This window comes from Roseibium sp. (genome assembly GCF_025698965.1).
Classification (GTDB): Bacteria; Pseudomonadota; Alphaproteobacteria; order Rhizobiales; family Stappiaceae; genus Roseibium.
The window spans coordinates 1-24664 of the sequence record NZ_JAILWL010000028.1; the positions used below are offsets into that span (position 1 = coordinate 1).

Genomic DNA, 24664 nt, shown 5'->3' on the forward strand with positions numbered 1-24664 from the left:
GGCATGTCGAAAGATCCGTTGTTGCAGCCCTACCAGCTCAAGCATCTGACTTTGAAAAACCGGATAATGATCACGTCTCACGAGCCGGCTTACCCTGAAGACGGAATGCCCAAGGACCGGTACCGCGCGTATCACGAAACCAGAGCGAAGGCAGGGGTCGCGATGACCATGACGGCAGGGTCTGCTGCTGTCTCGCGCAACTCTCCTCCTGTCTTCAACAACATCCTGGCCTACAAGGACGAAGTAGTGCCCTGGGTGAAGCGTCTCACCGATGCTTGTCACGACCATGGCTGCGCCGTGATGATCCAGTTGACCCACCTTGGCCGCAGAACCCATTGGAACAAGGGCGACTGGTTACCGTCTGTTTCACCTTCGCATGAGCGAGAACCCGCGCACCGGGCGTTTCCCAAGCAGGTGGAAGACTGGGACATTGACCGGATCATCCAGGATTATGCAGATGCCGCCGAGCGTATGAAGGAAGGTGGCATGGACGGGATCGAACTGCAGGCCTACGGCCACTTGATGGATCAATTCTGGTCTCCACTGACCAACACGCTCGATGGACCTTTCGGCGGCACTCTGGAAAACAGGATGCGGTTCTCGCTTCAGGTGATTGACGCCATTCGCAATCGGGTCGGCGATGAATTCATCCTTGGAATGCGCTTCACGGCGGACGAGGACCTGGAAGGTGGCCTCACGCCCGAAGATGGGCTTGAAATCGCAAGGCGTCTCAAGGAAACAGGCCAGATCGATTTTCTGAATGTCATTCGCGGGCATATCGAAACCGATCCGGGACTTACGGATGTGATTCCGGTTCAGGGAATGCGAAACGCACCTCATCTCGATTTTGCGGGAACGATCAAGAAGGAGATTGGGCTGCCAACCTTTCACGCGGCGAAAATTCCCGATGTTGCAACTGCGCGTCATGCGATCGCGGAAGGCCTATTGGATATGGTCGGCATGACACGTGCGCATATGGCCGATCCGATGATCGTTAAGAAGATCGCGGAAAAGCGGGAAGGGGACATTCGGCCTTGCGTTGGCGCAACGTATTGTCTTGACCGGATTTATCAGGCTGGCGACGCGCTTTGCATTCATAATCCGGCAACCGGGCGTGAATTGACAATGCCGCACGAAATTGCGGCCGCGGCCCATAAAAAGAAAGTCGTTATTGTCGGAGCCGGACCGGCTGGAATGGAAGCTGCGCGCGTTGCCGCAGAGCGCGGTCATGATGTCTCCGTTTTCGAAGCCGCACCTGATGCTGGTGGTCAGGTTCGGTTGACGGCGCAGTCTGAGCGTCGACGGGAAATGATTTCGATCATCGACTGGCGAATGGACCAATGCACAGCACTGGGAGTCCGGTTCCGGTTCAACACCTTCGCAGAAGTTCAGGATGTTATCGGAGAGGAGCCGGATGTTGTGATTGTTGCGACAGGAGGTTTGCCGCATACCGAGGTCTTGTCAGAGGGAAACGATCTGGTCGTATCGGCCTGGGATATCATTGCAGGGGACGTGAAGCCTGGAAAACGCGTGCTCGTCTATGACGACGCCGGTGACCATCCGGCACTGCAGGCTGCGGAATTTATTGCAAGTTCCGGAGCACATGTTGAGATCATGACGCCGGACAGGTCCTTCGCACCTGATGTCATGGCAATGAATCTCGTACCGTACATGCGCTCGTTGCAGGACAAGGACGTGCGTTTCACGGTCACGTACCGACTGAAGGCGGCGAGGCGCGCCGGTAACATGATTTCTGCTGTTATCGGCACGGATTATTCAAATTTCGTGGAAGAGCGTGAGTTCCACCAGATCGTCATCAACCATGGCACCGTTCCGATGGACGAACTCTATTTTGAGCTGAAACCACGGTCGAAAAATCTCGGTTCAGTCAACCAGGAAGCACTGATCTTCGGAAGGCCACAGCCGCTTGATGCAAATCCGGAAGGCACCTTTGCCCTTTACCGCATCGGTGACGCGGTTTCGGCACGCAATACACACGCTGCCATCTATGATGCGCTCCGTCTGGTCAAGGATATCTGACGCGCTCGCCGGCGCCGGTATGTTTTTTCCTCGGCGTCTCACTTGGATAACCGAATGCCGCTTTTGCGCAATGCAGGAAGGTGTTTGTGAGCCTAACCTCGTGCGCAATGAGGGGCCGGTACTGCCGGCAGGACAGGATCTTCCAAAATGTACAGCGACGCAGATATTCTCTCCTTGTTGTTGGGCCGACGCGCCGGATATTCCCTGCCGCAGGCCTTTTATGCCGATGGTGACATCTTTCAGGCTGACATGAAGAACATCTGGCACAAGGAATGGATTTTTGCAGTTCCTTCGGCCGAATTGCCGAAATCCGGCAATTACGTCACGCTGCAGATCGGCGCCTATTCCGTGATCATCGTCCGGGGAGCGGATGGTGTTATCCGTGCGTTCCACAATTCCTGCCGCCACCGTGGCAGCCGGATCTGTTCTGCAGCCAAGGGATCTTCGCCGAAACTCGTTTGCCCGTATCACCAATGGACCTATGAACTTGACGGCAAATTGCTCTGGGCGCGAGAGATGGGGCCGGATTTCGACCCGGGTGAACATGGGTTGAAGACCGTTCACTGTGCCGACATTTCCGGCATGGTGTTCATCTGTCTTGCCAGTATCGCGCCTGATACGGTTGATCTGGAAAAGCAGGCTGCACGCTATCTCGGGCCCCACGATCTGACCAATCTCAAGGTCGCACATCAGTCGACGATAATTGAAAAGGCAAACTGGAAACTGGTTCTGGAAAACAATCGCGAGTGCTATCACTGCTCCGGTTCCCATCCGTCACTCTGTCGCACTTTTCCCGATGATCCGAACCTGGTTGGTGCGGATGATGCGTCCAGTTCCAATGTTGGCAAAGCCCATGTGACACGGTGCGAAAATGCTGGCCTGCCGGCGAGCTATCTGATTTCCGAAAACGAGCAGTGGCGGTTTGTACGCATCCCGTTCCTCGGGGATGCCGTCAGCTATACAATGGACGGCAAGGCGGCTGTCTCGAAACGGGTTGGATCGATCCCCTTCGATGACGCCGGTACGTGCCTCTTTTTCCATTACCCCAACACCTGGAACCACTTCCTGTCAGATCAGGTGCTGACTTTCCGCGTTCTGCCGGTCGGGCCGATGGAAACAGAAGTGACAACCACGTGGTTGGTGCACAAGTATGCGGAGGAGGGTGTCGATTACGACTTGACCCGTCTTTCGGAGGTCTGGATACACACCAACGACGAGGACCGCCGGATCGTCGAGGAAAACCAGATTGGCATTAACTCGCCTGCTTATGAACCGGGGCCATATTCCCCGGTTCAGGAAAGCGGTGTGATTCAATTCATCGACTGGTACGCACATGCCCTGGAAAGGGCGCTGATCGGCCGTTTCCGTGTCGCTGCGGAGTAAGACCATGATCCCGATGCCAGGACCTGAAACGCCTGTCTGGAACGACAGCGAATTTCTGGAATGCGTGATGGTGGTGCCTGAAGCGCCGAATGTGAAGACATTCTCCTTCCGTCCACCATCCGGTGCGACCTTTGTTTACAAGGCCGGTCAGTTCATAACGCTGGATCTGCCCGTGCCGGGCGGCAATGTTCAGCGAACCTATACGCTGTCATCGTCTCCTGTCTCCAACGCCTATCTTTCGGTCACGGTCAAAGCGCAGGCAGAAAGTATCGGGTCGCGCTGGATGCTGGACAATCTCGCCCCAGGAATGCGGCTGAAAGCGTTTGGTCCGGCGGGCCTGTTTCATTTGCCGCCGAGCCCGGACGGAAAGTTCCTGTTCATCTCGGCTGGGTCGGGCGTAACACCAATGATGTCCATGGCCCAGACCTTGTTTGAGCGCGGTGAAGATCCCGACATCTGCTTCATCCAGTGTGCCCACAGGCCGAGAGACCTGATCTTTCGCCAAAAGCTTGAATACATGGCCAGTCGGGTCACAGGTCTGCAACTGCATTTTGTCGTCAACCAGAGTGACCCCTACGAGGTCTGGACCGGCTATCGCGGTCATCTCAATCAGCTGATGCTTGGTCTGATGTGCAGCGACTACCTGGACCGCGATGTTTTTTGTTGTGGCCCGGAAGGTTTCATGGACGCCGTGCGCGAGATCCTGAATGCGCTTGGATACGACATGGACAGGTACCATCAGGAAAGTTTTCAGGCCCCGGCGGAAACCAAGGCCGAACTTACGGAATTCGATGATGTCGTACCGCAGGAAGATACACAGGCTCAGATCGTTTTTGCCCAGTCCGGTGTGGCAGCATGGTGTACGGAAACCGATACGGTGCTCGCCGTTGCCAAGGACGCCGGACTGAACATCCCGTCCGGCTGCACGTTTGGTGTCTGTGGAACCTGCAAGGTCAAAAAGGTATCCGGCGACGTTCACATGGTTCACTCCGGCGGCATCAGCGATGACGACGTCGAGGCAGGATACATCCTGGCCTGCTGTTCCAATCCGATCGGCACGGTAGAGGTTGAGGTCTGACGCGGAGAAAGTCAGAAAAGGTTCAAGACCTGAACTGCTTCACGTGAGGGAGCCGTGTTTTTCCAAAAAGAGTGCGGTCTTCGTCTTTTGTGAAGACGGATCTGCATAAACGAGGATCGTGATATCTGGAAATGTTTTGCGCTACACTCCGAGGCGCAGACGAACCTTTTCAGACGACAGTTCTTTCGCTGCTTCCCGTCCAACTCGCCGCGAAGTTTTGTCTTCTGACGATGAAAGCTCCTCAGCAAGTGCAAGGGCGGGTCCATGGAGCGGTTGCGAGCGTTTTCCGATCTGCCGGAGAGCCCAGTGAACAGCCTTCCAGACGAAATTGCGTTCGTCGGTCGCTGCCTGTCGGATGAGGCCAAGATGCTCAAGAAACTCGCTATCGGGAGCGATTTTGGCGTGGACGGCCCGCCACGCAATCAGGGCGAAGGCGGCCCGTTTGACAAATTCGCGGTCATCTGCTGCAAACTGAGCGACCTGAAGGTTGGAGTCCCGTCGCCTTGCCAATATGTTGGTCAACTGGTCGCAAAGGTCCCAGGATTGAACATCGTCCAGCCACCGCGTTGCGAGTTCCGGTGTCATGGCTTTTGGGGGCGTCAGCAGGATCGCGAGCAGGCGAGCTTCGTGAAATCCGGTTTCCCAGAGACTTGGCGCCAGTTCAGGAGACCTGCAGATCTGTCTTGAAAACGGACGCAGCACAGACATGGGAACGCCGAAAGCACTGGATGCATCGATGCCAAACCGTGCCATTCCGACGCGGTTTTCTTCACTGCCCTGTGCGCTCAACTCTTCAAGAATACTCTCAAGCGTCCAATTTTTTGCCGGGTCTTTCGCCATGGCGAACGGTTACTTCTTGTCCGCATTCTCGAGGCGGGCGATCAGGCTGGAAGTGTCCCATCTATTACCGCCCATGGCCTGAATTTCAGCATAAAACTGATCGACCAAGGCAGTCACCGGTAAGCGGGCTCCGGTTTCATTTGCTGTTTGCAGGCAGATGCCCAGGTCCTTGCGCATCCAGTCGACCGCAAACCCATAGTCGAACTTGCCCACTTCCATGGTTTCCCAGCGGTTTTCCATCTGCCAGGACTGGGCGGCACCACCCCTGATGGCCGAGATAACGGTTTCAACATCCAGATCGGCTTTCTTTGCAAAATGAATGGCTTCCGACAGCCCCTGCACCAGGCCTGCGATGCAGATCTGATTGACCATTTTGGTGAGCTGTCCGGCACCACTTTCGCCCATCAGTCCGACGAATTTTGCAAAACATTCAATCACCGGCTTTGCCGTGTTGAAATCCGTCTGGTCGCCGCCGCACATGACTGTTAGCACACCATTTTCCGCACCAGCCTGACCACCGGAAACCGGGGCGTCGATGAACCCGGCGCCTTTTTCTTTTGCCGCTGCATGGAGCTCCCGGGCAACATCTGCGGATGCTGTGGTGTTGTCGATGAAAATTGCGCCACTCTTCAGGCTGTGAAAGGCACCTTCCGGACCGGTTGTGACAGCGCGCAAATCGTTGTCATTGCCGACGCAGGCAAATACAAAATCGCAACCTTCTGCGGCCTCTTGCGGGGTTCTGGCAAAGTTGCCGCCAAATTCAGATGCCCATTTCTCGGCTTTTGAAGTGGTGCGGTTGTAGACGGTGACGTCGTGACCGCCTTTGGTTTTCAGGTAGCCAGCCATCGGATACCCCATGACGCCCAGACCGATGAATGCAACCTTTGCCATGATGACGTTCCTTTGCAGAAGAAGGCCCGGCGTAGGGCCGGGCCTTTTATGTAAGTTGGTTCGTCATGGTTTTAGGGCATTTGTCGCGTTCTGTCAGCCAGGTGCTGACTTAGATCCAATAAGGAGCACGCTGCCAGAAGCGGCTGTGCTGTTCACGCTTGGAACCTTTTTCGTCCAGATGACGCTGTGTATGTGGGTCTGGTCTTGTGTTGGCCGTGAAGCGAGTTGCTTCGAAAAAGCTCTTTGCATAGATATTAAACATGGTCTTACATCTCTCTGCTGGTTTGTCTGAGAGAAATGTGCCAATTTACCGGAGGAATTGCGAGTCAGGAAGATTTTTGAAATGTGAGGAAAACTTACATATGGATTGGCGCTCTCTCCCTCCATTGAACAGTCTGCGAGCTTTTGTTGCGGTTGCAGAGACCAAGAGCCTGTCTGCGGCGGGACGCGAGTTGAACGTTACTCATGCCGCGGTCAGTCAACAGGTGCGTGGTCTTGAGACGTTTTTGGGACTGCAATTGATCCTGCGGGAAGGCAGGGGGATTGCGCTGACACCGGAAGGGGAGCAACTCTTCGATGGCGTCGGCAGTGGTTTCGAGACAATCCAGGAAACGGTCGATGAGCTGTTGCGGCAGGATGTGGCCCGGCCTTTGAACATTACCATGACGCCATCATTTGCCATCAGTTGGCTGGTACCCAGGATCAACGATTTTCGGCAGAAAAACCCCGATATCGAGCTCATGCTGAACCCGACGGCCGAGCCTGTTGAGTTGAAGCCCGGTGGTGTCGATCTGGCTATAAGGTTTGGAAACGGCAAATGGCCCGGCCTTGAATCGGAACTGTTTTTGTCGACCAGTTTTGCCGTCGTCGGCGCCAAGTGCCTGATTGGCGACAAGGTTATTGAGAAACCTGAGGACATTCTCGAGTTTCCCTGGCTTCAGGAATATGGAACCAACGAACTTGCCATCTGGATTGAAGAACAGGGCGTTGTGCCTAAAGGCAAGCTGAACATCACGCACCTGCCGGGTTATATGGTTCTGGAAGGCCTCAGGCGAGGCGAGGGAATTTCAGCCACCGCGAAGATCTTTATCGAGTCGGATATTGCGACAGGGAACCTTGAGATTCTGTTTGAAGAAGGCGTCTTTCCCGGTACCGGCTACCACCTGGTGACACGGCCGGGCGTTAACCGCCCTCCGCTCAAAAAACTGATCTCCTGGCTCAGGCAGATGAAAACCGAATGCGTCGGCTCTTAGGGCCTCTAAAGAGTTGACAGTGCCTGGTCGAGATCCCCGATAAGATCGTCGACATGTTCGATGCCGATCGAAAGCCGCAAAAGATCGCCCGGAATTCCGGAAGCTTCGCCTTCGATCGTCTGCCGATGTTCTATCAGGCTTTCCGTGCCGCCAAGCGATGTCGCTCTCTGGAATATGTCCAGTGCTCCCGTGACCTTCAGGGCGGCATCCTTTCCGCCATTCACCAGGATCGACATCAGGGATCCGTATCCACCGGTCATTTGAGCCTTCGCCAATTGATGTTGTGCGTGGCTTTCCAGACCGGGATAAAGCACAGCTTTTACCTTTGGATGCGCATCAAGATGTTTGGCAAGGGTCAGTGCATTCTTGTTCATGCGCTCAACTCGAAGCGCAAGCGTACGTAAACCTCGCAACAGCAGCCAGGCCTCGAAGGAACCGAGAACGGCGCCGGCATCGTGCCGTTCTTCCGAAATGAAGGTCCAGGCTTCGCTGTCGATATCACCGGTGGTTACAACGCCGCCCAGAAGGTCCGAATGACCGTTCAGCGCCTTGGTGGCAGAATGCATGACCAGGTCCGCGCCAAGCGAAAGTGGTTTTAAGATGAGCGGTGTGGCAGCTGTCGCATCGACCGTGAGCAGTGTTTCTGCCGATTTGCAAAGATCCGAAATTCTCTGAATGTCGGCAACCTTTAAAAACGGATTGGAGGGGACCTCAAGCCAGACGAGGTTGGGCTGGGTGACCGAAAACTCATCATGGAAAGCCTTAAAATCGCTCACGTCCACTTCCACCAGGGCAATATTGTTGCGGGCGCAATACTTGCGCAGGAAGAGTGTTGTCCCCCAGTAGATGCCGGATTGCGCCAGGATCGTTCCCCCCGGTTTGACCAATCTTGCAACGGCTGCGACGGCTGCCATGCCGGATGCAAACAGCCGGCTGTCTTCACCGCCTTCCAGGTCCGCAATCAGCTTCTCCACCTTTTTGTAAAGAGCGTTGTCGTCTCGGCTGTAGATGTAGCCTGGTCCGATTGGCTCATAGTCCTCATCGCGTACGAATGTTGTCGCAGTCTGGATCGGTGGCACCACGGCGCCTGTTGCCTGGTCGAAACCACCACCTGCATGAGCAAGAAGGCTGTCCGGATGTAAACCGGTGGTTTTTGACGTCGATTTCGACATGGTCTTCTCCGGATGGTTGGCGAAGGTAAGCAGGTGGTTGTCACGCATTGGAACGTCAAGCGGGCGTGATTTGAGCCTGGCGTTGCAGGAAGATCTGCAACGCCGAAAAACATCGTTGGTTCACCGCTTCAAATGGCGGGTGAGACGGGCTTCGATCTTGTCCCAGACACGGCGCAGGGTTTCGACAATCAGCAGGTACGCAACGGCTGCCCAGATATAAGCCTGAAAGTCATAGGATCTGGAGTAAGCGCGCCGGGTTTCACCCATCAGGTCGTAAATGGTGATGATGGACGCAATCGCGGACCCCTTGATCATCAGGATGATTTCATTGCCATAAGGGCGAAGGGCGACCATAAGAGCTTGTGGTAGAATGACCTTGAAAAACGTAACTGGCTTTGAAATGCCCAGTGCAGCTGCGCCTTCCCACTGGCCTCTGGAAACATTCAGGACCGCGCCTCGCAGAATTTCCGCCTGGTATGCGGCGGTATTCAGCGAAAACGCGAAAATGACGCAGAACCAGGCATCCCTGAAGAAACCCCACAGACCGACAGCTTCAAGCTCCGGTCGAAATGTGCCTGCGCCGTAGTAGATCAGGAACGTCTGGGCCAGAAGCGGCGTACCTCGGAAGAAATAGACATAGCCATAGGCAGGCCAGGAAAATATCTTCCATCTGGAACCGCGGGCCATCGCGATCGGAACGCTGAGCAGTGCGCCGAGCAGAAGCGATACACCCACAATCTGCAGCGTGACCAGGAAGCCTTCGATGTATTTGGGCCAGTATTTCTGGACGAACGGGCTCGCGACATTCGAGCCGAGATAAAAGACCAGCGAAACACCGGAAATGATCCAGAGAGCCATGAGGACATGGCCAAGAATTCTGGTGTTGGACCATGTCCGGGGAGGCGATGGCGGCCGTGGCAGGCTGGTTTCGGGGTTTGCGGCGGTCATCGTGACACATCTCCCCGTTTGGACCAGCGTTCAATTCGGGCAAGACCCGTCGAGGAGATGATGGCAAGGACCAGATAAATCAGGCATGCGATACCGAAGAACAGGAAAGGTTCCTTGGTGACCCGTGCCGCTATTCCGGATTCGCGAATGAGATCCGAAAGACCGATCACGGAAACCAGCGAGGTTTCCTTCAGCAGGATCAACCAGAGATTACCAAGCGCGGGCAGAGCCAGTCGGATCAACTGCGGCAGCACGACGAGCGTCAGGGTCTGGTACTTGGACAGTCCGAGCGCGTAACCACCTTCGTACTGGCCCTGAGGAATTCCTTTGAAGGCGGACAGAAACGCCTCGGAAGCATAGGACGAGAACACCAGGGCTAGCGCTACCATGCCGGCAACAAAGGAATTGACCTCAATATAGGTCTCAAATCCAAGAAGCTTCAGACCCTGCTGCAGGCCGATCTGAACGCCGAAATAGACCAGAAACAAGGTCAGGAGTTCCGGCAGGCCGCGAAAGATCGTTGTGTAGATATTGGCTGCAAGCTTCAGGCTGGGCTCGGAAGAGTTTTTCGCCAGTGCAATCAAAAAGCCCAGGATCAGTCCAAAAGGTAGTGTGGCAATGGCAAGCGAAACGGTTACCAGGACACCAAAAGCAATTGTGTCGCCCCAACCTTGATCCCCAAAGGACAGTAGCGTCAAAGCTTCATTCATAAGCCGGCGCTTCTTTCTTTCTTGTTGTTGCTTATCCCGGCCACCCCTCCGGCCGGTATGAAGGGAATTACCCTACAGCAAAACGCGGCGCTGTGTGCACGCCGCGTTCCTTATCGTTCAGTACAGGTTCAGATCAACCGCCGTAAACGTCGAAAGAGAAGTACTTGTCGTTGATTTCCTTGTACTTTCCATTCGCCAGGATGGCCTCGATAGCGGCGTTGAACTTTTCCGTCAGATCACCGTCTTCCTTGCGGATCGCGATGCCGGCGCCTTCGCCGTTAATGACCGGGTCCGGAGTAAGGGTGCCGAGGATCTTGCAGCAGGAACCGTCGTCGGAATCCAGCCACTCGGACAGCACGACGACATCGTCGATAACGGCGTCGATACGGCCGCTGGAAACGTCGAGCTTGTACTCGTCCGCGGTCGGGTAGAGTTTCAGTTCAACCGACGGCAGTTTTTCTTCGGCATAGTTGGAGTGTGTCGTGGAAGACTGTGCACCCAGGACCGCGTCCTTCAGATCCGCATCGGATGTACCGCTGATCGCGGAGTCTTTCGGCACGGCAATTGCCGGAGGTGTGTTGTAGTACTTGTTGGTGAAGTCGACCTTCTGCTTGCGTTCTTCCGTAATGGACATGGACGCAATGATTGCATCGAATTTGCCAGCCTGAAGGCCGGGAATGATGCCGTCCCAGTCCGAAGTCACGAACTCGCACTCGACTTTCATCTCTTCGCAAAGAGCATTGGCAATATCGATGTCGAAGCCAACAAGCTGGCCGTCAGCAGTCATGTTGTTGAACGGAGGGTAGGCGCCTTCGGTGCCGATACGCACCTTGGTCCAGTCTTTCGCCTCGGCGCCACCAACAGCAGCCAATACTGCAACAGCGGCTGCAGCCATACGCAAAACACGCATACTAATTTCCCCTAATATTATTTTCGCAGCGCAGGCGGGTTCGTCCCACCTTTTTGCCCGATGGCCCTATTCCATACACTTCGATCCAAATTTCAAGCTTAAGACTAAAAAAAACACAGTAATGTCTGGTTTGAGGGGCTTTTTTAGGACCTTTCCCTAGGGAAGGTCGAGCGGAGAATGTGGAAATAACTGTCTGCCAATCCGAGGTCGCGACGCCCAGCTCATCCCCTCAACAAATGGGCTGCAATGGCGCTGCAAACGGCAATGAGCTGTGTTTGGATCTTTCAATAGCGTCACTTTCAGACAATGCGGCTCTGGATTGGGGTGTTGCGTGAATGGAAGGAATTGATTGTGCTCTTCCTGAAGCAGACCGTCTGGCACCCGTGCATACGCCGTCGAGCTGTTCGGTCATGAGCTTTAAGCAGAATAGTCGGCGGGCCGGTGTCAGGTGAAAACAGCTGGCGTCATGTGCGAAACAGGAAGTGCATCCTCTTAAAAACAAGTTCGGAAAGATTTTTGTCTCCCTTAAAGCATAAGTGTCATGCCCCTGCTGTTGATGAAAATTCCTTATGAATTCCATGAACTTCTTGAATTGGAAGCGGTGGCCAAGACCATTTAGGAAACTTGTTACCGGCTGCGAGCCGACCACATTTTCCCTGTGGCAACAGCTGCGGGTAAAGCGCAACAGGAGAAGGCAATGACGGATTTTGAGTTGTTTATAGGAAACAAGAACTATTCTTCATGGTCGTTTCGACCGTGGATCGCGCTTGAACACAAGGATATTCCGTTTCGGGAAAAACTGGTGCCGTTTGATTTTGAAAACGGCAACCCGAACTTCCGTGCCTTCTCCCCAAGCATGAAAGTGCCTGTGTTGAAGGATGGAAATTTGACGGTCTGGGACAGTCTGGCAATTCTGGAGTATGTGGCGGATTGTTATCCGCAGAAGGGGCTATGGCCGGAGGACCGGGGCGCTCGTGCTTGGGCGAGGGCAATTTCCGCCGAAATGCATTCCGGTTTCCCGGCGCTTCGCAATGCCTGTCCGATGAACATGCGACGCCCGGTTGAAGTGCTTTCCGTGGATGAAGCCGTGAAGTCTGACATAGACCGGATTGTAAAGATCTGGACCGAGTGTCTTGAAGCTTCAGGTGGCCCGTTTCTCTTTGGTGAATTTACCATCGCAGACGCCATGTATGCGCCGGTGGTCAGTCGGTTTGCGACTTATTCCCTCTCTCAAGATCCGGTTTTCAAGCCCTATCATGACGCCATGTCCGGTTCCAATGCCTGGAAAACCTGGGAAGCAGAAGCTGTCAAGGAAACTTGGATTGTCGCAGTCGACGAAATCTGAGGTCTCAAAAGTTCATCCTGCGGCGGTTGAAAGGCCGCCGTGGAGTGCTCCTTTTTCATCGAAATAATCCTGAAGTCGATCAACAAACCGGCGAACTTTCAATGGGATGAAGCGGTTGGAGGGATAGACCGCATGAATCGGATGAGGCGGATATTCCCAATCCGGCAAAACCAGCTCAAGTTCGCCAGATCGCAGGTATGGATCAATCAGCCAGCGGTTCGACAACGATATCCCGAGGCCAGCCAAAGCTGCCTGACGCAAGGTCGCGGAGTTGTTGATGATCATGGATGGGGTGATCTGGACAGATAATTTTTCTCCAAGAGTACTGATGAACGGAACCCGGTCGCCTGTCGAAATGTTCTTGTAGAGCAGATAATCGTGGTCGGGCAAGTCGGCCGGATGGCGAGGGCGTCCGCGTTTTTCAAGATAGTCAGGCGAGGCGATCAGGCAGCGTTGTGCCAGGCCAAGTCTGCGCACGATCAGCCGATCGTCCTTGATCTCACCCATTCGGATGGAGACATCGAGGCGTTCCTGAATGACGTCAACAAAAACGTCCGAGAGAGACACATCCAGGAGAATACATGGATGTTCCTTTTTGAATCGGATCAGGAATTCCGACAGGACGGTCTCGGCAAACCCGAGCGGCAACCCGATGGAAAGTGGACCCGACATTTGAGTTTCTTCGCTCTGAACGGATCTGTCCGCTTCCGTCAATCGGTCCAGAATGTCCCGCGCATAGACGAAGTAGCGTTCTCCAGTCTCCGTCAGGCTGAGTTGCCGCGTTGTGCGATTGAGAAGGCGCGTACCGAGATCCTGCTCCAACCCACGGATCTGCTGACTGACAGCAGGTTGACTGACACCGAGATGTTTCGCGGCAGCAGAAAAACTGCCCAGCTTGACCGATTGAACAAAGCTCGAAAGGGCACTGAGCTTATCCATGGTGAACTCCAAACCTGCAAAGCGTTTTTTTGCGAAATCATTATATAAGAACTGCTTATGAGTTTTATAAGAATGCCGGGTCTTTAAAAACAATTTGAATGAAACACTTTTATCGAGGTCCGGCCGGGTTCCTCAGGTCGGCTTCTTCATAAACGTTTTTCTTCAGGTCGAGCAGGGAGACCACTCATGACCAGATCCGATATTTCACTTTCAAGACGCTCTCTTTTGGGTGTTGCTGCCGGGGCGGGCGCACTTGCGGCAGCAGGTGGCGTCAGTTTTGTTCCTGCAACGGCTCAGGCCGCGGCACCGAAAGCGGGTGAGCCTATGGCTGGCGCGCTGCGTTACAAGGTTGGCGACTTTGAAGTGACCGCGCTGTTGGACGGATATCTCGACTTAACCCCGGAAGTCGTGGTCGGATACGACGAGGCCGAAGGCCAACGATTGCGAGATGCAGTCTTGATTGACGGCAACGCTCTGCGTATCCCGGTCAATGCCTATCTGATCAACACGGGCGAGCGCCTGATCCTGGTGGATGCAGGGACTTCCGACGCCCTTGGACCGACAATGGGCCGGTTACCGTCGGCGCTCGCGGCTGCCGGTGTCTCCCCCGATCAGATCGATGCTCTGTTGATCACGCATATGCATCCAGATCATTTGTTCGGAGCCATTGACGGTGACGGCAACAGGGTCTTTGCCAATGCTGAATTGATCTTGCCGGAAACCGACAATGCGTTCTGGTATGACGATGCCGCAATGAATGCGGCCCCAGAGCAGTTCAAACCGTTTTTCCTGGGGGCACGCCGAGCAGCTGAAGCCTACAAGGACACTCAAACGTTGTTTTCGGGTGACAAGGAAATCCTGCCTGGTGTCCGGGCAATGCCTCTTCCGGGACATACACCCGGGCACAGCGGATATTTGTTTGACAGCAACGGCGAGACCCTGGTCATCGCCGGCGATATCATTCACATGACGGTCTATCAATTCGACCGGCCGGATTGGGGCATCGGATTTGACATCGATGCGCAAACAGCCGCCGCGACCAGGAAGAAATTCTTTGATCAGGCAGCAAGCGACAAGCTGTTCTTCGCAGGTGCCCACATCCCGTTCCCGGGCATGGGGCGCGTGGTCAAAGACGGTGAAAGCTATCGCTTCGTCGCAGCTGGTTGGCCTTACGCCTACTGACAACGGCAATCGGCAACCCGGCGGGAGACTGCCGGGTTATCGGATCCCAAAGCTGGAAAACGGCAGGAAGGTCACAAGGTCGCCTTCGTTAACGGATGTGGCGTCTTCCGGGATCTCAATCAGGCCATCCGCCTCACGCAGGCCGGTGATCAATCCAGAACCGTCACGCATGAACTTGTGCGCTGTTGTCTTTCCGTTTCTGTCACGTCCGAGATAACCACGATAGAACTCGCGCCTGTCGGGTTTTTTCTTAGGGACCTCGAACGCAGACGGAACCTGAAAGCCCTGCGCTTGCAAAAACGCGCCTCCGGCCAGCACGTTCAGCACCGGTCGTGCATAAAGCAGAAAGCAGATCATCGCGGCGACAGGATTTCCAGGCAATCCGAGAAAGACGCAAGTGCCGATATTGCCGAACATCATCGGCCGACCTGGCTTGATTGCCAGCTGCCACATGTGGCGTTGGCCGAGAGTGTCGAGCGCTTGCAGAATGTGATCTTCCTCTCCGCGACTGGCACCACCGGTGGTCAGGATGACATCAAAATGTTTCGCGGCGTCCCGAAGTGTCTGTTCCACCAATTCGGCATCGTCTTTCAGGATGCCGAGGTCTTCGATTTCAACCGGCACCGTGGCGCACAGACCGCGTAGCAAGAAGTGATTGGAATCATAGACGTCGCCGACTGTAATCGGGTCGCCAGGACGGCGAATTTCATCGCCCGTGGAGACCAGCGCCACTTTCAGCTTTCTGTAGACGTTCACGTTCGCCAGTCCGGTAGAGGCGATGGCAGCCAGATCTTGAGGCCGCATCAGGTGGCCGGATGACAGTATGGTTGTGCCTTCAGCGACATCTTCGCCTGCTTTGCGGCAATTTGCACCCGTCTTGAGCCCTTGCGGCACGATGACAAAGTCCTGCCCATCCTGCACATGCGTTTCACAATCTTCCTGCATTGCAACCGTATCGGCACCAGGAGGCATCACTGCGCCGGTAAAGATACGCGCCGCCGCCCACGGAGCGAGAGTTGCGTCACTGGCGTGGCCGGCCGCAATGCGCTGTTGCAATCGGAAGAAACCGCCGGCCTCGTCAAAATCGGCTTGGCGAAACGCATAGCCGTCCACGGCTGAATTGTCGGCGAGGGGAATATTGCGGGGCGCGGTGATGTCTTCTGCGAGAATGCGTTCAAATGCATCCTCAAGACGAAGGGTTTCCTTCTCTACGACCGCCGTTGACATGCGGTCTTTCAGGATCTCAATTGCCTCGTGATGGCGCAGTCTGTCCTTGTCATGCAAGAAGCAGTCGTCAAGAAGAGGTTTGCTGCTCATGAAGCTTTCCTGACCAGACTGAGATGGGTCTGAATGAAATCCGCAATGGCCCGCACGTCGTCAAGATCAAAGACCGTCAGCTTCTCCTCCGGCAATGGGTGATCGGCAGCAATGGCAAGAATACCGGGATCGGTCGGTGCAAGCGGACCCTTGTCGCGTGACTCCCGCCGCCGTGCCTCGATCTTGGGGTGTTTTTCGCGCTTGTAGCCTTCAATCAGGATCAGGTCACAAGGGGCTATCCGCGACAGGATATCGTCAAGTGACGGTTCGTCCTCACCTCTGAGTTCATGCATCAAGGCCCAACGACGACCGGAAACCAGCGCAACTTCGCTGGCCCCGGCTTCCCGGTGGCGATAACTGTCGGCACCGGGACGATCGATATCAAAATTGTGATGCGCATGCTTGACCGTCGACACCCGGAAGCCTCTTGCAGTGAATTCGCTGACAAGTCGGGTCACGAGCTGGGTCTTGCCGGAGTTCTTCCAGCCGGTAATGCCAAATACAGGAGTAGTGATCATGAAATGGGTGAGCTCAGCGCGTTGCGGACGGTCGCCAGATCGTCAGGTTTGTTGGCATTGAAAAACGGATCGAGACCCGTTTGCGGATCGGTGTCGAATGAAACTTCCACGCTGTCATGACGATCAACAAAAGCGAGTACTTTGCCGCTTTGTCCAGTCGTTAGCCAGGAGTGCAAGTCTGAGTGAAGTGACACTGGCCAAAGTCCGAAAACGGGGTGGAGTTTGTCCGAGGAGGACGCCAGCGCGATGACAGGCTTGTCGGCAGGAACGGAGGAGCACAGGCGCTTCACCAAACTGGTCGGAAAGAACGGCGTGTCGCCAGCGACCGAAACGACATGAGTGACACCGGGCATTCTTTCTTTCGCAAAAGTCATGCCCGCAAGAATACCTGCAAGGGGGCCCGCGAAATCGCCGACCGGATCAGCGAAGACCGGCAGGTTGAAGCGTGCAAATCGAGACGGGTCGCCATTGGCATTGAGAATTATGCTGGGAACTTGCGAGGTAAACCGGGCAAGTATCATTTCCAGCATTGTTTTGCCGCCAAGATCCATAAGACTCTTGTCGCCACCACCCATGCGACGCGATTGGCCGCCTGCCAAGACACAACCAAGCACATTTTTTGCGCTCAACTGCTTGTGCTCCGCCATCATTCCGCTGCTACGCTCCCTTTGCGTTTGAGTTTTTCCGGTTCGTCATCCGCATCACCGGGATCCATGTCAAATTCGATGCGCTCTGCGCCGGACAAGGCAACAAATCGCTTGCCCCTGGCGCGGCCGATCAGTGTCAGGCCGGCCTGACGGGCCAACTCCACGCCCCAGGCGGTAAAGCCGGAGCGGGAAACAAGAATGGGTATTCCCATCATCACCGTCTTGATGACCATTTCGGAAGTCAGACGGCCGGTCGTATAGAAGATTTTGTCGTGTGCGATAATGTCGTTCAGAACCATCCAGCCGGCGATTTTGTCGACTGCGTTGTGTCGTCCGACATCTTCCATATAGACCAGTGGAGAGTCGTCCTTGCACAAAACGCAGCCGTGAATTGCTCCCGCTTCAAGATACAAAGAGGGAGTGGTGTTGATCTTCTTTGTCAGCGCATAGAGCCAGGAGGTCTTCAGACGGGCATCGTCAGAAAGGGCAACAGTCTCGAACCCTTCCATGACGTCGCCGAACACCGTGCCCTGTGCGCAGCCGGATGTGCGCACTTTCTTCTTCAGTTTTTCCTCAAAATCGGTCTCACGCTCTGTGCGGACAATCACGACTTCAAGGTCGTCATCGTGATCGATGCCTGTAATGACGTCGTCGTCGGCAAGCATGTTCTGGTTCTTCAAATAGCCAACGGCCAGAAGATCCGGATGATCGCCAATGGTCATCATGGTCACGACTTCCTGGGAATTCAGGAAAAGCGTCAGCGGTTTTTCGGTCACGACTTTCGTGTCGACCGGATCGCCGTTCTGGTCGATACCACTGACGGATGTTGAGAGCTTCGGATCCAACGGATCGGGTTTCAGCACGTATGGGCCTGTCAAAGCCGCGCGACTCCACATGTATTTGTTTTACAAACACTATGGGAGGCTTTTGGCTGAGGGCAAGAAATTAGTTCACCAGGCGCGGCATTGTGAGCAACAAATATCCACCGCCAACCGACGTTCCAGGCATGCTGGCAACGAAAATAGCCACGCTTTGAGGGGGAGAGGGAAGTTCCGTCTGCTGCTCTGCGCTCCCCCGGTTGCAAGGGGGGGCGCTTTCTTCGGCGCCATCGGCAAATGACTGGGCATGGAGGGATTTGCGGTGTCCATGAACGCGACACACGCAGCAAGTAGCCCGGTAGACGAAACAGATCGTCTTTGGATCAGATCATCAGCATATCGTTGGTCAGGCGGCCTTCCTGCAATTCCGTAGCAAAATGACCGAATGCTCTGCTGGCTTCCTCTCGCGTGACTTCGCCAGGATGATCCAGGAGCGGACGCAAGACCGCGTGTTTCGAGGCTGCAATGCCATCGGTCAGGTCCCTGAAGAACATGAGCGAGTTTGGAAACAGGCGGAAATCCACCGGCTCGTGAATGATACCCTCGATGTCATGCAGCCGCGGGTCGTTCATGACGCAGTAGACTGTGTCCAACACCTGACCTGTCTGGCCTTCCAGGATTTGCACAATATGCTGGTCGACCAGCAACAACGCTCCGGTCACACCGGCTTTGCGGTTGATGCGGCGAATACGCAGCAAGGTCCTGTCGATCTCATCAGGAAGGGGCAGGTGCATCTTGTCCCATCTGATTTTGCTTCGGTAGCAAGCGCGATAAAGTTCCATGGCGAGTCTCTTTCTTTTGCCGATGAAACCAGCCTGCGCTTCAATTCCTCACAATTGCTTAAAATCTGAGACAAACGGGAAGAACAAATTATAAAGTTACCAGATTGTTGCCTAGTTCTCCCTAAAAGTGTGCTTTGCCCGCTTCAGCGGAAAACAAGAAAACTGTGCAAAACAACGTTTGCTCATCTTTGTGTGGAAAAGCAGGTCACCGTTGTTCTGCAAGCTTGAAATCCAAACCGGCACGCACTGCCGGCCACTCGTGTGGCAGAATCGAATAGACAGCGGTGTCACGCAGAGCACCATTCGCGGTTCGTTGATGTGAACGCAGCACACCATCAAGCTTTGCGCCCAGGCGCTCGATGGCAGTGCGGCTTTGTCGATTCATGAAGTGAGTACGAAATTCGACGGCGATACAGTCAAGCTCTTCGAAAGCATGCGCCAGAAGCATCCGCTTGCACTCCGTATTCAGATGCGTTCTCTGAACAGCTTTTCTGTACCAGGTCGATCCAATCTCCACACGTTTGTGGATGGGATCGATGTTCATGTACGTGGTCATTCCGACCGCCTTTCCGTCCGGCGTCAGGACAGCCCACGGGAGCATGGAGCCATTCTCCTTCAGTTTCAGACGGCGATCGATCTCCTCGGCAATTGCGTCCGGGTGCGGAACAGTGGTGTACCAGGCTTTCCAGAGATCGCCCTCAGCGGAGGCTTCTGCGAGATCGGCAGAGTGGTTCTGCTCAAGCGGTGCAAGGGTGGCGTGAGTGCCGGTCAGGGTGACGGGAAGGGGCCAGGTCATGGCGAACTCCAGCGTGTAGATAAGTTGAAATCAGAACGGGCGTTCCTCGCCAGTCCATTTGAAGAATTTGCCCGTGTGGGAAAGATCGAGGTCTTGGCCGATCTGAAAGATGCCTTTGGCTACGTCGATGGGGCAGTTGTCGGCATGAACGCCGCCCATGTCGGTTTGCACCCAGCCTGGATCGATCAGGGCAACTGGAATAGCTTCCTCTTCGAGTTCGGTGGCCAGACCTTGCATGACCTTGTTGACCGCCGCCTTTGATGCGCGGTAGGCAAGCGTGTCTGACTTGCGGTAACCCATCCAGGACATTTGACTGGATATCGTCAGAATCTTGCCGTTTCCGGACTTTCGCAAATGCGGAAGGAACGCCTGGGCAACAGCCAGGGGTGCAAGCGTATTCGTGGCCAGCGTCTCGTGGAATCCGGCGAAGTCCATTTCAAGTGGGGACTGGCGTTCGGGACCGATGATGCCGGCGTTGTTGATCAGAAGGTCAATGCTTTCGTCCAGTGTCTTGGCGACATCGTTGACCTCGTCATGATCTCTCACGTCGAAAATGAGGGGCAGAAATTTCTCCCCTAATTTATCAGACGTTTCGATTGCCGAAACCTGGGTGCGCACGGAACCGTAGACTGTCCAGCCACCCGAAATCGCTTCCCGGGCAAGTTCAAATCCGATCCCACGATTGGACGCGGTGATAAGGCAAGTCGGCATGGGTTTATCCTGAGGTCACGAACCTGAGGGTCCGCAGCAGCGGTGCATTTGCAGCAAATTAATCAGCATGGCACGTGGTGCAACAGAAACATTGTCCCTGTTTTTCTGCGATACAATTTTCTGCCGCATACCAACGTGAACTTTTGCCAAGGGATCAGATCGGATCCGGTTCGTTCGGAAAGTTGTTTCGAGAGTTTCTGGCAACTTAGTTGCGGTTTCCCGACGCTCCTTGCCAGGAGCGGGCATTTGACGCGCTTCGCTGAAACACAGAACTCATCGGACTTGTGTCTGAATTTCTTCAATTCTATGACTGTCACCGGAGGGACGGAAACGACATGTGCAGCAATTTGGCAGATTGTTTTTGCCTGAATGCTCACTAGTTTTCGGAGAAAGCTATCCGGCGCTTCGGTGGAGCCGGAGATTCGACAGGACGATTTAATGAGCGACACGATCAAAGCCGCAGTTTTGGAACGCCTCAAGCAAATCAAGGGACCGGACCTGGAAGGCGATATCGTTTCGCTAGGCCTAGTTTCGGATGTTTTTGTTTCTGATGGGCGGGTTGCCTTTTCGATCACCGTTCCGGCGGAGCGGGCGCAGGAACTTGAGCCGTTGCGTCAGGCCGCTGAAAAAGTGGTCCGGGAAGTCGACGGAGTTGAGAATGCAATGGTGGCCTTGACCGCAGAACGTTCGGCGGGCGGTGCACGCAATACCGCGCCAAGACCTGCCCCCAAAGCAGCCCCGCAGCAGTCGCAGCGCACGCCCGAAGAGCAGGGGGCTTCCAAGCCAGGTGTTCCCGGTATCAAGCACATTATTGCTGTGGCGTCCGGAAAGGGCGGTGTCGGAAAATCGACGACGACAGCAAATCTTGCACTGGCCATGGCTGCCAATGGTCTGCGGGTGGGCGTGCTTGACGCTGACATCTACGGCCCTTCCGTGCCGCGTTTGTTCAATGTTTCAGGACGTCCCGAACCTGTATCGGGAAGGGTCATGAAACCCCTTGAGGGCTATGGCATCAAGGTGATGTCCATGGGGTTCATGGTTGAGGAAGAAACGCCGATGATCTGGCGCGGCCCGATGGTCATTTCCGCACTTACGCAGATGTTGCGCGAGGTGGCCTGGGGAGAGCTGGATGTTCTTGTCGTCGACATGCCTCCCGGGACCGGCGATGCCCAATTGACGATGGCCCAGCAAGTCCCGCTGGCAGGTGCGGTGATCGTGTCCACACCACAGGATCTGGCGTTGATTGATGCCCGCAAGGGGCTCAACATGTTCAAACGTGTGGATGTGCCCGTTCTCGGGATTGTCGAGAACATGAGCTATTTCTTGTGCCCGGACTGTGGTGGCCGCCACGACATATTCGGTCATGGTGGCGCAAGGGCTGAAGCGGAACGGCTAAGCGTTCCTTTCCTCGGCGAAATTCCCTTGACCATGAAGATCCGGGAAACATCGGACGCGGGAACCCCGGTTGTCGTGTCGGATCCGGAAGGTCCCGTTGCCGCGATTTACAAGGACATTGCGACGAAAGTGGTGGCCGGCATCCAGCAATCTGCGTCCTCTCAGGAGCGGGCAGCTCCCAAGATCGTTTTCGACTGATCTCATCGACAGGTGGCCGGAAGAGCTTCGGCCACCGCAGACAATCTGAAAACACAGCCGGATCAATGGAGTGATCAGTGAGACATCCATTGTGTCGGCACCAATAGCGCGAGCCGGTCGTTTGACACGCTGCTCATCGGCGGTCCTTTGCTCCAGAGGGTTTGTGAGCCGTGCATTCAAACCGCTGGAAACAGGTGTTTCTTCACACCTTCGGTAAGCGCAAACAATCATGAAATGTGGTTTCACGTCCGGATCACGCGGGCCGGTTATCTTCATCTGAGTTGAGTCGCCATGCGGTAATAGTCAGATGTAAGGGTACCTTCCAGGGCATGTCTTCCCGCCAGTCACAAATTAGAGGTCTTGAAGCAAAGCCCTCATTGGCCGCGTTGATTGCGATATCTACCGTTAGTCCCCTGGCAATGCAGATATATCTACCCTCACTGGCGGGTATGATGATCGTCTTTTCTGCGACTGCTGGAGAAATTCAGCTTTCCATGTCTGCGTTTTTCATCGCGGTTGCGATTGCCCAGTTGTTCTGGGGGCCTTTGTCCGACCAGATAGGCAGACGGCCGGTAATCATTATCGGAATGGCGCTCTTTGTTATCGGCAGCATACTGTGCCTGCTTGCCCCCACCATTGAAATGCTGATCGCTGCGCGTGTCGTTCAGGCGGCGGGTGGTTGCACCGGGATGGTGCTTGGACGTGCAATCGTAAGAGATCTTTATGGGCCCCGGCAGGCGGCCAGTATGATCGGATATGTCACCATGGGCATGGCTGTCATGCCGACAATCGCACCGGCCATCGGAGGATTGCTAGACGAGTTCTACGGATGGCAGGGCGGTTTCTTTCTGATGCTTATTTTCGGGGTAGGGGTTCTTTTGGCGAGTATCTATGCATTGCCGGAAACCAACCATGTGCGAACTTCAGTCGGGCCAAAGCGGGTTTTTCAATCATATGGGGCCTTGTTCAGAGAGCCCCTATACTGGAGTTATGCATTGACGGCGGCGTTTTCAGCCCTTGCTTATTTCGCCTATCTCGGTGGTGCGCCTTTCATCGCCGCCAAGATTCTGGTTTTAAGCGCGGCGGAAATGGGCTTCTATTTCATGTTTGTTGCGTTGGGCTACATCGTTGGAAATTACATTTCCGGCAAGTTTGCCGAACGCGTCGGTCTTTATCCGATGATCCTTACAGGCACCCTGATCGGCGCAATAGCCGTGGGGCTGATTGCCGGGTTTGCCTATTTCGGCATTGTTACTGCAGCCAGCCTCTTTCTGCCGATGTTTGTCCTTGGTCTCGGCAACGGCGTCTGCCTGCCGAGTGCCATTTCGGGCGCGGTCAGTGTACGGCCGGAACTGGCCGGGGCCGCTTCCGGGCTGACTGCCTCGTTCCAGGTTGGTATGGGGGCGGTTGCGGGAACGCTGGTTGCCTGGCTCTTTGCCGAGAGTTTCCTTGCCGGATCGCCTTGGAGCATGATCCTCATCATGGCATTGGGCATTTGCAGCAGTTTGATTGCAGCGCTTTCCATAAAACGCATGTCATCCCGCCACGGTCTTCAACCGGCCGAATAAGCTCAATTGAACAGGGCTTTCCCAGCAAAGCGTGCCACGATGTGCCTATTTGTCTTGCCGGCTGAAAGGCTTGCAGGTTTAGCCGCCGGTCACGCTCATGTGGCGTGAAACAGCCGGTTGTCTGGTCTTCCGGTCGATGACAAAATCATGTCCCTTCGGCTTGCGTCCGATGGCTTCATCGATTGCACTGCTCAAAAGCTCGTTGCCCTCCGATGCGCGTAGCGGTGCGCGCAGATCGGCCATGTCATCCTGCCCAAGGCACATGTAAAGCTGGCCCGTACAGGTTATCCGCACACGGTTGCAGCTCTCACAGAAATTATGGGTCATAGGCGTGATAAAGCCGAGGCGACCGCCCGTTTCTTCAACTGTAACGTAGCGGGCGGGACCACCGGTCTTGTAAGGAATATCGATCAAGGTGAATTGATCCGACAATCGGGTGCGAACGGTAGATAGAGGCAGATACTGATCGGTCCTGTCGCCGTCAATTTCGCCAAGCGGCATTGTTTCGATCAATGTGAGGTCATGACCCTGTCCGTGGCACCATTCCAACATGGATACGATCTCATGCTCGTTGACGCCCTTGAGGGCCACCATATTGACCTTGATCTGCAATCCGGCCTCGGTTGCCGCCCGGATACCATCCATTACCTTGCCGAGATCACCCCAGCGGGTCACGGCCTTGAATTTCTGCGTATCCAGCGTGTCGATCGAAACATTGATCCGCCGAACCCCGCAATCGTAAAGTTCGTTTGAAAACCGGGCGAGTTGCGACCCGTTGGTTGTCAGCGTCAATTCTTCGAGAGCACCGCTGTCCAGATGTCTGCCAAGGCTGCGGATCAAGCCCATGATGTTTTTGCGCACCAAGGGCTCACCGCCAGTCAGGCGCAGCTTTCGGACGCCTTTTTCAATGAAGGCGGTGCACAGCCGGTCGAGTTCTTCAAGGCTCAGAACCTCGCGCTTGGGCAGGAATGTCATGTCTTCCGCCATGCAGTAAACGCACCGGAAATCACAGCGATCCGTCACGGATACGCGAAGATAGGTGACAGCACGTCCGAACGGATCGATCATTGGCGAAGGCTTGGTAGATGTTTCCCTTCCCGACGCCGGGACCACAATCTTGCCGTCTGTCACGCTCTGCTCTCCCTCAGTCCGACTTGTTGTTG

The 24664-nt window shown here is 55.0% G+C and carries 23 protein-coding genes; 8 read left to right on the forward strand and 15 right to left on the reverse strand.

Annotated features, from left to right (window positions below; genetic code table 11):
• Positions 1 to 3 precede the first annotated feature (3 nt).
• The 3 genes from K5905_RS03990 to K5905_RS04000 all read left to right on the forward strand — a co-directional run bounded on the left by K5905_RS03990 (position 4) and on the right by K5905_RS04000 (position 4501).
• Complete coding sequence (locus K5905_RS03990; protein ID WP_297580576.1) at positions 4 to 2040, forward strand: NADH:flavin oxidoreductase; 2037 nt, start codon at positions 4 to 6, stop codon at positions 2038 to 2040.
• Positions 2041 to 2187: 147 nt separating this feature from the next.
• Positions 2188 to 3423: an aromatic ring-hydroxylating dioxygenase subunit alpha gene (locus tag K5905_RS03995; protein ID WP_297580538.1), complete on the forward strand. Its 1236-nt coding sequence runs from the start codon at positions 2188 to 2190 to the stop codon at positions 3421 to 3423.
• A gap of 4 nt (positions 3424 to 3427) precedes the next feature.
• On the forward strand, positions 3428 to 4501 hold the full coding sequence (locus K5905_RS04000; protein WP_297580540.1) for a hybrid-cluster NAD(P)-dependent oxidoreductase: 1074 nt from the start codon (positions 3428 to 3430) through the stop codon (positions 4499 to 4501).
• A 141-nt stretch (positions 4502 to 4642) separates the two neighbouring features.
• Here the strand turns inward: K5905_RS04000 and K5905_RS04005 are convergent, their stop codons facing one another.
• Complete coding sequence (locus K5905_RS04005) at positions 4643 to 5341, reverse strand: DNA alkylation repair protein (RefSeq protein WP_297580542.1); 699 nt, start codon at positions 5339 to 5341, stop codon at positions 4643 to 4645.
• Between the two features lie 9 nt (positions 5342 to 5350).
• Positions 5351 to 6232 carry an NAD(P)-dependent oxidoreductase gene (locus tag K5905_RS04010; protein ID WP_297580544.1) on the reverse strand — a complete coding sequence of 294 codons (882 nt, stop codon included), beginning with the start codon at positions 6230 to 6232 and terminating at the stop codon, positions 5351 to 5353.
• 362 nt (positions 6233 to 6594) lie between these two features.
• Here K5905_RS04010 and K5905_RS04015 point away from each other — a divergent pair, with 362 nt between their 5' ends.
• The gene (locus K5905_RS04015; protein ID WP_297580545.1) at positions 6595 to 7485 is read left to right on the forward strand and encodes a LysR family transcriptional regulator; all 891 of its coding nucleotides are present in this window, start codon (positions 6595 to 6597) and stop codon (positions 7483 to 7485) included.
• A gap of 5 nt (positions 7486 to 7490) precedes the next feature.
• On the opposite strand, the gene K5905_RS04020 is transcribed toward K5905_RS04015, so the two are convergent.
• The 4 genes from K5905_RS04020 to K5905_RS04035 all read right to left on the reverse strand — a co-directional run bounded on the left by K5905_RS04020 (position 7491) and on the right by K5905_RS04035 (position 11225).
• The gene (locus K5905_RS04020) at positions 7491 to 8705 is read right to left on the reverse strand and encodes a PLP-dependent aspartate aminotransferase family protein (protein ID WP_297580547.1); all 1215 of its coding nucleotides are present in this window, start codon (positions 8703 to 8705) and stop codon (positions 7491 to 7493) included.
• Between the two features lie 72 nt (positions 8706 to 8777).
• Positions 8778 to 9605, reverse strand: coding sequence for an ABC transporter permease (locus K5905_RS04025; RefSeq protein ID WP_297580549.1), 828 nt, complete (start codon positions 9603 to 9605; stop codon positions 8778 to 8780).
• Positions 9602 to 10315: an ABC transporter permease gene (locus K5905_RS04030; protein ID WP_297580551.1), complete on the reverse strand. Its 714-nt coding sequence runs from the start codon at positions 10313 to 10315 to the stop codon at positions 9602 to 9604. Before K5905_RS04030 ends, K5905_RS04025 begins: the two co-directional genes overlap by 4 nt.
• 133 nt (positions 10316 to 10448) lie before the next feature.
• Positions 10449 to 11225 (reverse strand): ABC transporter substrate-binding protein, encoded by a 777-nt coding sequence (locus K5905_RS04035; RefSeq protein ID WP_297580553.1) that lies wholly within the window; start codon positions 11223 to 11225, stop codon positions 10449 to 10451.
• Positions 11226 to 11922: 697 nt separating this feature from the next.
• Between K5905_RS04035 and K5905_RS04040 the strand changes: the two genes are divergently transcribed.
• Positions 11923 to 12570, forward strand: a complete 648-nt coding sequence (locus tag K5905_RS04040; protein WP_297580555.1) for a glutathione S-transferase family protein — start codon at positions 11923 to 11925, stop codon at positions 12568 to 12570.
• 12 nt (positions 12571 to 12582) lie between these two features.
• Here K5905_RS04040 and K5905_RS04045 read toward each other — a convergent pair whose 3' ends face one another.
• Positions 12583 to 13509, reverse strand: a complete 927-nt coding sequence (locus K5905_RS04045; protein WP_297580557.1) for a LysR family transcriptional regulator — start codon at positions 13507 to 13509, stop codon at positions 12583 to 12585.
• 186 nt (positions 13510 to 13695) lie between these two features.
• Between K5905_RS04045 and K5905_RS04050 the strand changes: the two genes are divergently transcribed.
• On the forward strand, positions 13696 to 14691 hold the full coding sequence (locus K5905_RS04050; RefSeq protein WP_297580559.1) for an MBL fold metallo-hydrolase: 996 nt from the start codon (positions 13696 to 13698) through the stop codon (positions 14689 to 14691).
• A gap of 36 nt (positions 14692 to 14727) precedes the next feature.
• Here K5905_RS04050 and glp read toward each other — a convergent pair whose 3' ends face one another.
• The 7 genes from glp to K5905_RS04085 form a co-directional block, all read right to left on the reverse strand.
• Positions 14728 to 16008, reverse strand: coding sequence for a gephyrin-like molybdotransferase Glp (gene glp, locus K5905_RS04055; RefSeq protein ID WP_297580561.1), 1281 nt, complete (start codon positions 16006 to 16008; stop codon positions 14728 to 14730).
• On the reverse strand, positions 16005 to 16526 hold the full coding sequence (gene mobB / locus K5905_RS04060) for a molybdopterin-guanine dinucleotide biosynthesis protein B (protein ID WP_297580563.1): 522 nt from the start codon (positions 16524 to 16526) through the stop codon (positions 16005 to 16007). The genes glp and mobB overlap by 4 nt, the downstream gene beginning before the upstream one ends.
• On the reverse strand, positions 16523 to 17173 hold the full coding sequence (mobA, locus tag K5905_RS04065) for a molybdenum cofactor guanylyltransferase MobA (protein ID WP_297580565.1): 651 nt from the start codon (positions 17171 to 17173) through the stop codon (positions 16523 to 16525). Before mobA ends, mobB begins: the two co-directional genes overlap by 4 nt.
• Positions 17173 to 18051, reverse strand: coding sequence for a formate dehydrogenase accessory sulfurtransferase FdhD (gene fdhD / locus K5905_RS04070; RefSeq protein ID WP_297580567.1), 879 nt, complete (start codon positions 18049 to 18051; stop codon positions 17173 to 17175). Before fdhD ends, mobA begins: the two co-directional genes overlap by 1 nt.
• Positions 18052 to 18374: 323 nt before the next feature.
• Positions 18375 to 18833, reverse strand: coding sequence for a BLUF domain-containing protein (locus tag K5905_RS04075; RefSeq protein ID WP_297580569.1), 459 nt, complete (start codon positions 18831 to 18833; stop codon positions 18375 to 18377).
• A gap of 205 nt (positions 18834 to 19038) precedes the next feature.
• A complete protein-coding gene (locus K5905_RS04080) occupies positions 19039 to 19629 on the reverse strand; it encodes a GNAT family protein (protein ID WP_297580570.1) in 591 nt (196 codons plus the stop codon).
• A 30-nt stretch (positions 19630 to 19659) separates the two neighbouring features.
• Positions 19660 to 20340 carry an SDR family NAD(P)-dependent oxidoreductase gene (locus K5905_RS04085; protein WP_297580571.1) on the reverse strand — a complete coding sequence of 227 codons (681 nt, stop codon included), beginning with the start codon at positions 20338 to 20340 and terminating at the stop codon, positions 19660 to 19662.
• Positions 20341 to 20778: 438 nt separating this feature from the next.
• On the opposite strand from K5905_RS04085, the gene apbC reads away from it, so the two are divergent.
• A complete protein-coding gene (gene apbC / locus K5905_RS04090) occupies positions 20779 to 21933 on the forward strand; it encodes an iron-sulfur cluster carrier protein ApbC (RefSeq protein ID WP_297580572.1) in 1155 nt (384 codons plus the stop codon).
• 329 nt (positions 21934 to 22262) lie between these two features.
• Positions 22263 to 23501 (forward strand): multidrug effflux MFS transporter, encoded by a 1239-nt coding sequence (locus K5905_RS04095; protein ID WP_297580574.1) that lies wholly within the window; start codon positions 22263 to 22265, stop codon positions 23499 to 23501.
• Positions 23502 to 23579: 78 nt separating this feature from the next.
• On the opposite strand, the gene moaA is transcribed toward K5905_RS04095, so the two are convergent.
• Positions 23580 to 24569 carry a GTP 3',8-cyclase MoaA gene (gene moaA, locus K5905_RS04100; protein ID WP_297580578.1) on the reverse strand — a complete coding sequence of 330 codons (990 nt, stop codon included), beginning with the start codon at positions 24567 to 24569 and terminating at the stop codon, positions 23580 to 23582.
• Positions 24570 to 24664 lie beyond the last annotated feature (95 nt).

Excerpts from the sequence above, each read along its gene's own strand:
- K5905_RS04045 (WP_297580557.1), bottom strand. The coding sequence starts at position 13,509 with ATGGATAAGCTCAGTGCCCTTTCGAGCTTTGTTCAATCGGTCAAGCTG.
- glp (WP_297580561.1), bottom strand. The coding sequence starts at position 16,008 with ATGAGCAGCAAACCTCTTCTTGACGACTGCTTCTTGCATGACAAGGAC.
- K5905_RS03995 (WP_297580538.1), top strand. The coding sequence starts at position 2,188 with ATGTACAGCGACGCAGATATTCTCTCCTTGTTGTTGGGCCGACGCGCC.
- K5905_RS04080 (WP_297580570.1), bottom strand. The coding sequence starts at position 19,629 with ATGACCTGGCCCCTTCCCGTCACCCTGACCGGCACTCACGCCACCCTT.
- K5905_RS04085 (WP_297580571.1), bottom strand. The coding sequence starts at position 20,340 with ATGCCGACTTGCCTTATCACCGCGTCCAATCGTGGGATCGGATTTGAA.
- mobB (WP_297580563.1), bottom strand. The coding sequence starts at position 16,526 with ATGATCACTACTCCTGTATTTGGCATTACCGGCTGGAAGAACTCCGGC.
- K5905_RS04075 (WP_297580569.1), bottom strand. The coding sequence starts at position 18,833 with ATGGAACTTTATCGCGCTTGCTACCGAAGCAAAATCAGATGGGACAAG.
- mobA (WP_297580565.1), bottom strand. The coding sequence starts at position 17,173 with ATGGCGGAGCACAAGCAGTTGAGCGCAAAAAATGTGCTTGGTTGTGTC.
- K5905_RS04010 (WP_297580544.1), bottom strand. The coding sequence starts at position 6,232 with ATGGCAAAGGTTGCATTCATCGGTCTGGGCGTCATGGGGTATCCGATG.
- K5905_RS03990 (WP_297580576.1), top strand. The coding sequence starts at position 4 with ATGTCGAAAGATCCGTTGTTGCAGCCCTACCAGCTCAAGCATCTGACT.
- K5905_RS04025 (WP_297580549.1), bottom strand. The coding sequence starts at position 9,605 with ATGACCGCCGCAAACCCCGAAACCAGCCTGCCACGGCCGCCATCGCCT.
- K5905_RS04095 (WP_297580574.1), top strand. The coding sequence starts at position 22,263 with ATGTCTTCCCGCCAGTCACAAATTAGAGGTCTTGAAGCAAAGCCCTCA.
- K5905_RS04035 (WP_297580553.1), bottom strand. The coding sequence starts at position 11,225 with ATGCGTGTTTTGCGTATGGCTGCAGCCGCTGTTGCAGTATTGGCTGCT.
- K5905_RS04005 (WP_297580542.1), bottom strand. The coding sequence starts at position 5,341 with ATGGCGAAAGACCCGGCAAAAAATTGGACGCTTGAGAGTATTCTTGAA.
- moaA (WP_297580578.1), bottom strand. The coding sequence starts at position 24,569 with ATGATCGATCCGTTCGGACGTGCTGTCACCTATCTTCGCGTATCCGTG.
- apbC (WP_297580572.1), top strand. The coding sequence starts at position 20,779 with ATGAGCGACACGATCAAAGCCGCAGTTTTGGAACGCCTCAAGCAAATC.
- K5905_RS04040 (WP_297580555.1), top strand. The coding sequence starts at position 11,923 with ATGACGGATTTTGAGTTGTTTATAGGAAACAAGAACTATTCTTCATGG.
- K5905_RS04050 (WP_297580559.1), top strand. The coding sequence starts at position 13,696 with ATGACCAGATCCGATATTTCACTTTCAAGACGCTCTCTTTTGGGTGTT.
- K5905_RS04020 (WP_297580547.1), bottom strand. The coding sequence starts at position 8,705 with ATGCGTGACAACCACCTGCTTACCTTCGCCAACCATCCGGAGAAGACC.
- K5905_RS04030 (WP_297580551.1), bottom strand. The coding sequence starts at position 10,315 with ATGAATGAAGCTTTGACGCTACTGTCCTTTGGGGATCAAGGTTGGGGC.
- K5905_RS04000 (WP_297580540.1), top strand. The coding sequence starts at position 3,428 with ATGATCCCGATGCCAGGACCTGAAACGCCTGTCTGGAACGACAGCGAA.
- K5905_RS04015 (WP_297580545.1), top strand. The coding sequence starts at position 6,595 with ATGGATTGGCGCTCTCTCCCTCCATTGAACAGTCTGCGAGCTTTTGTT.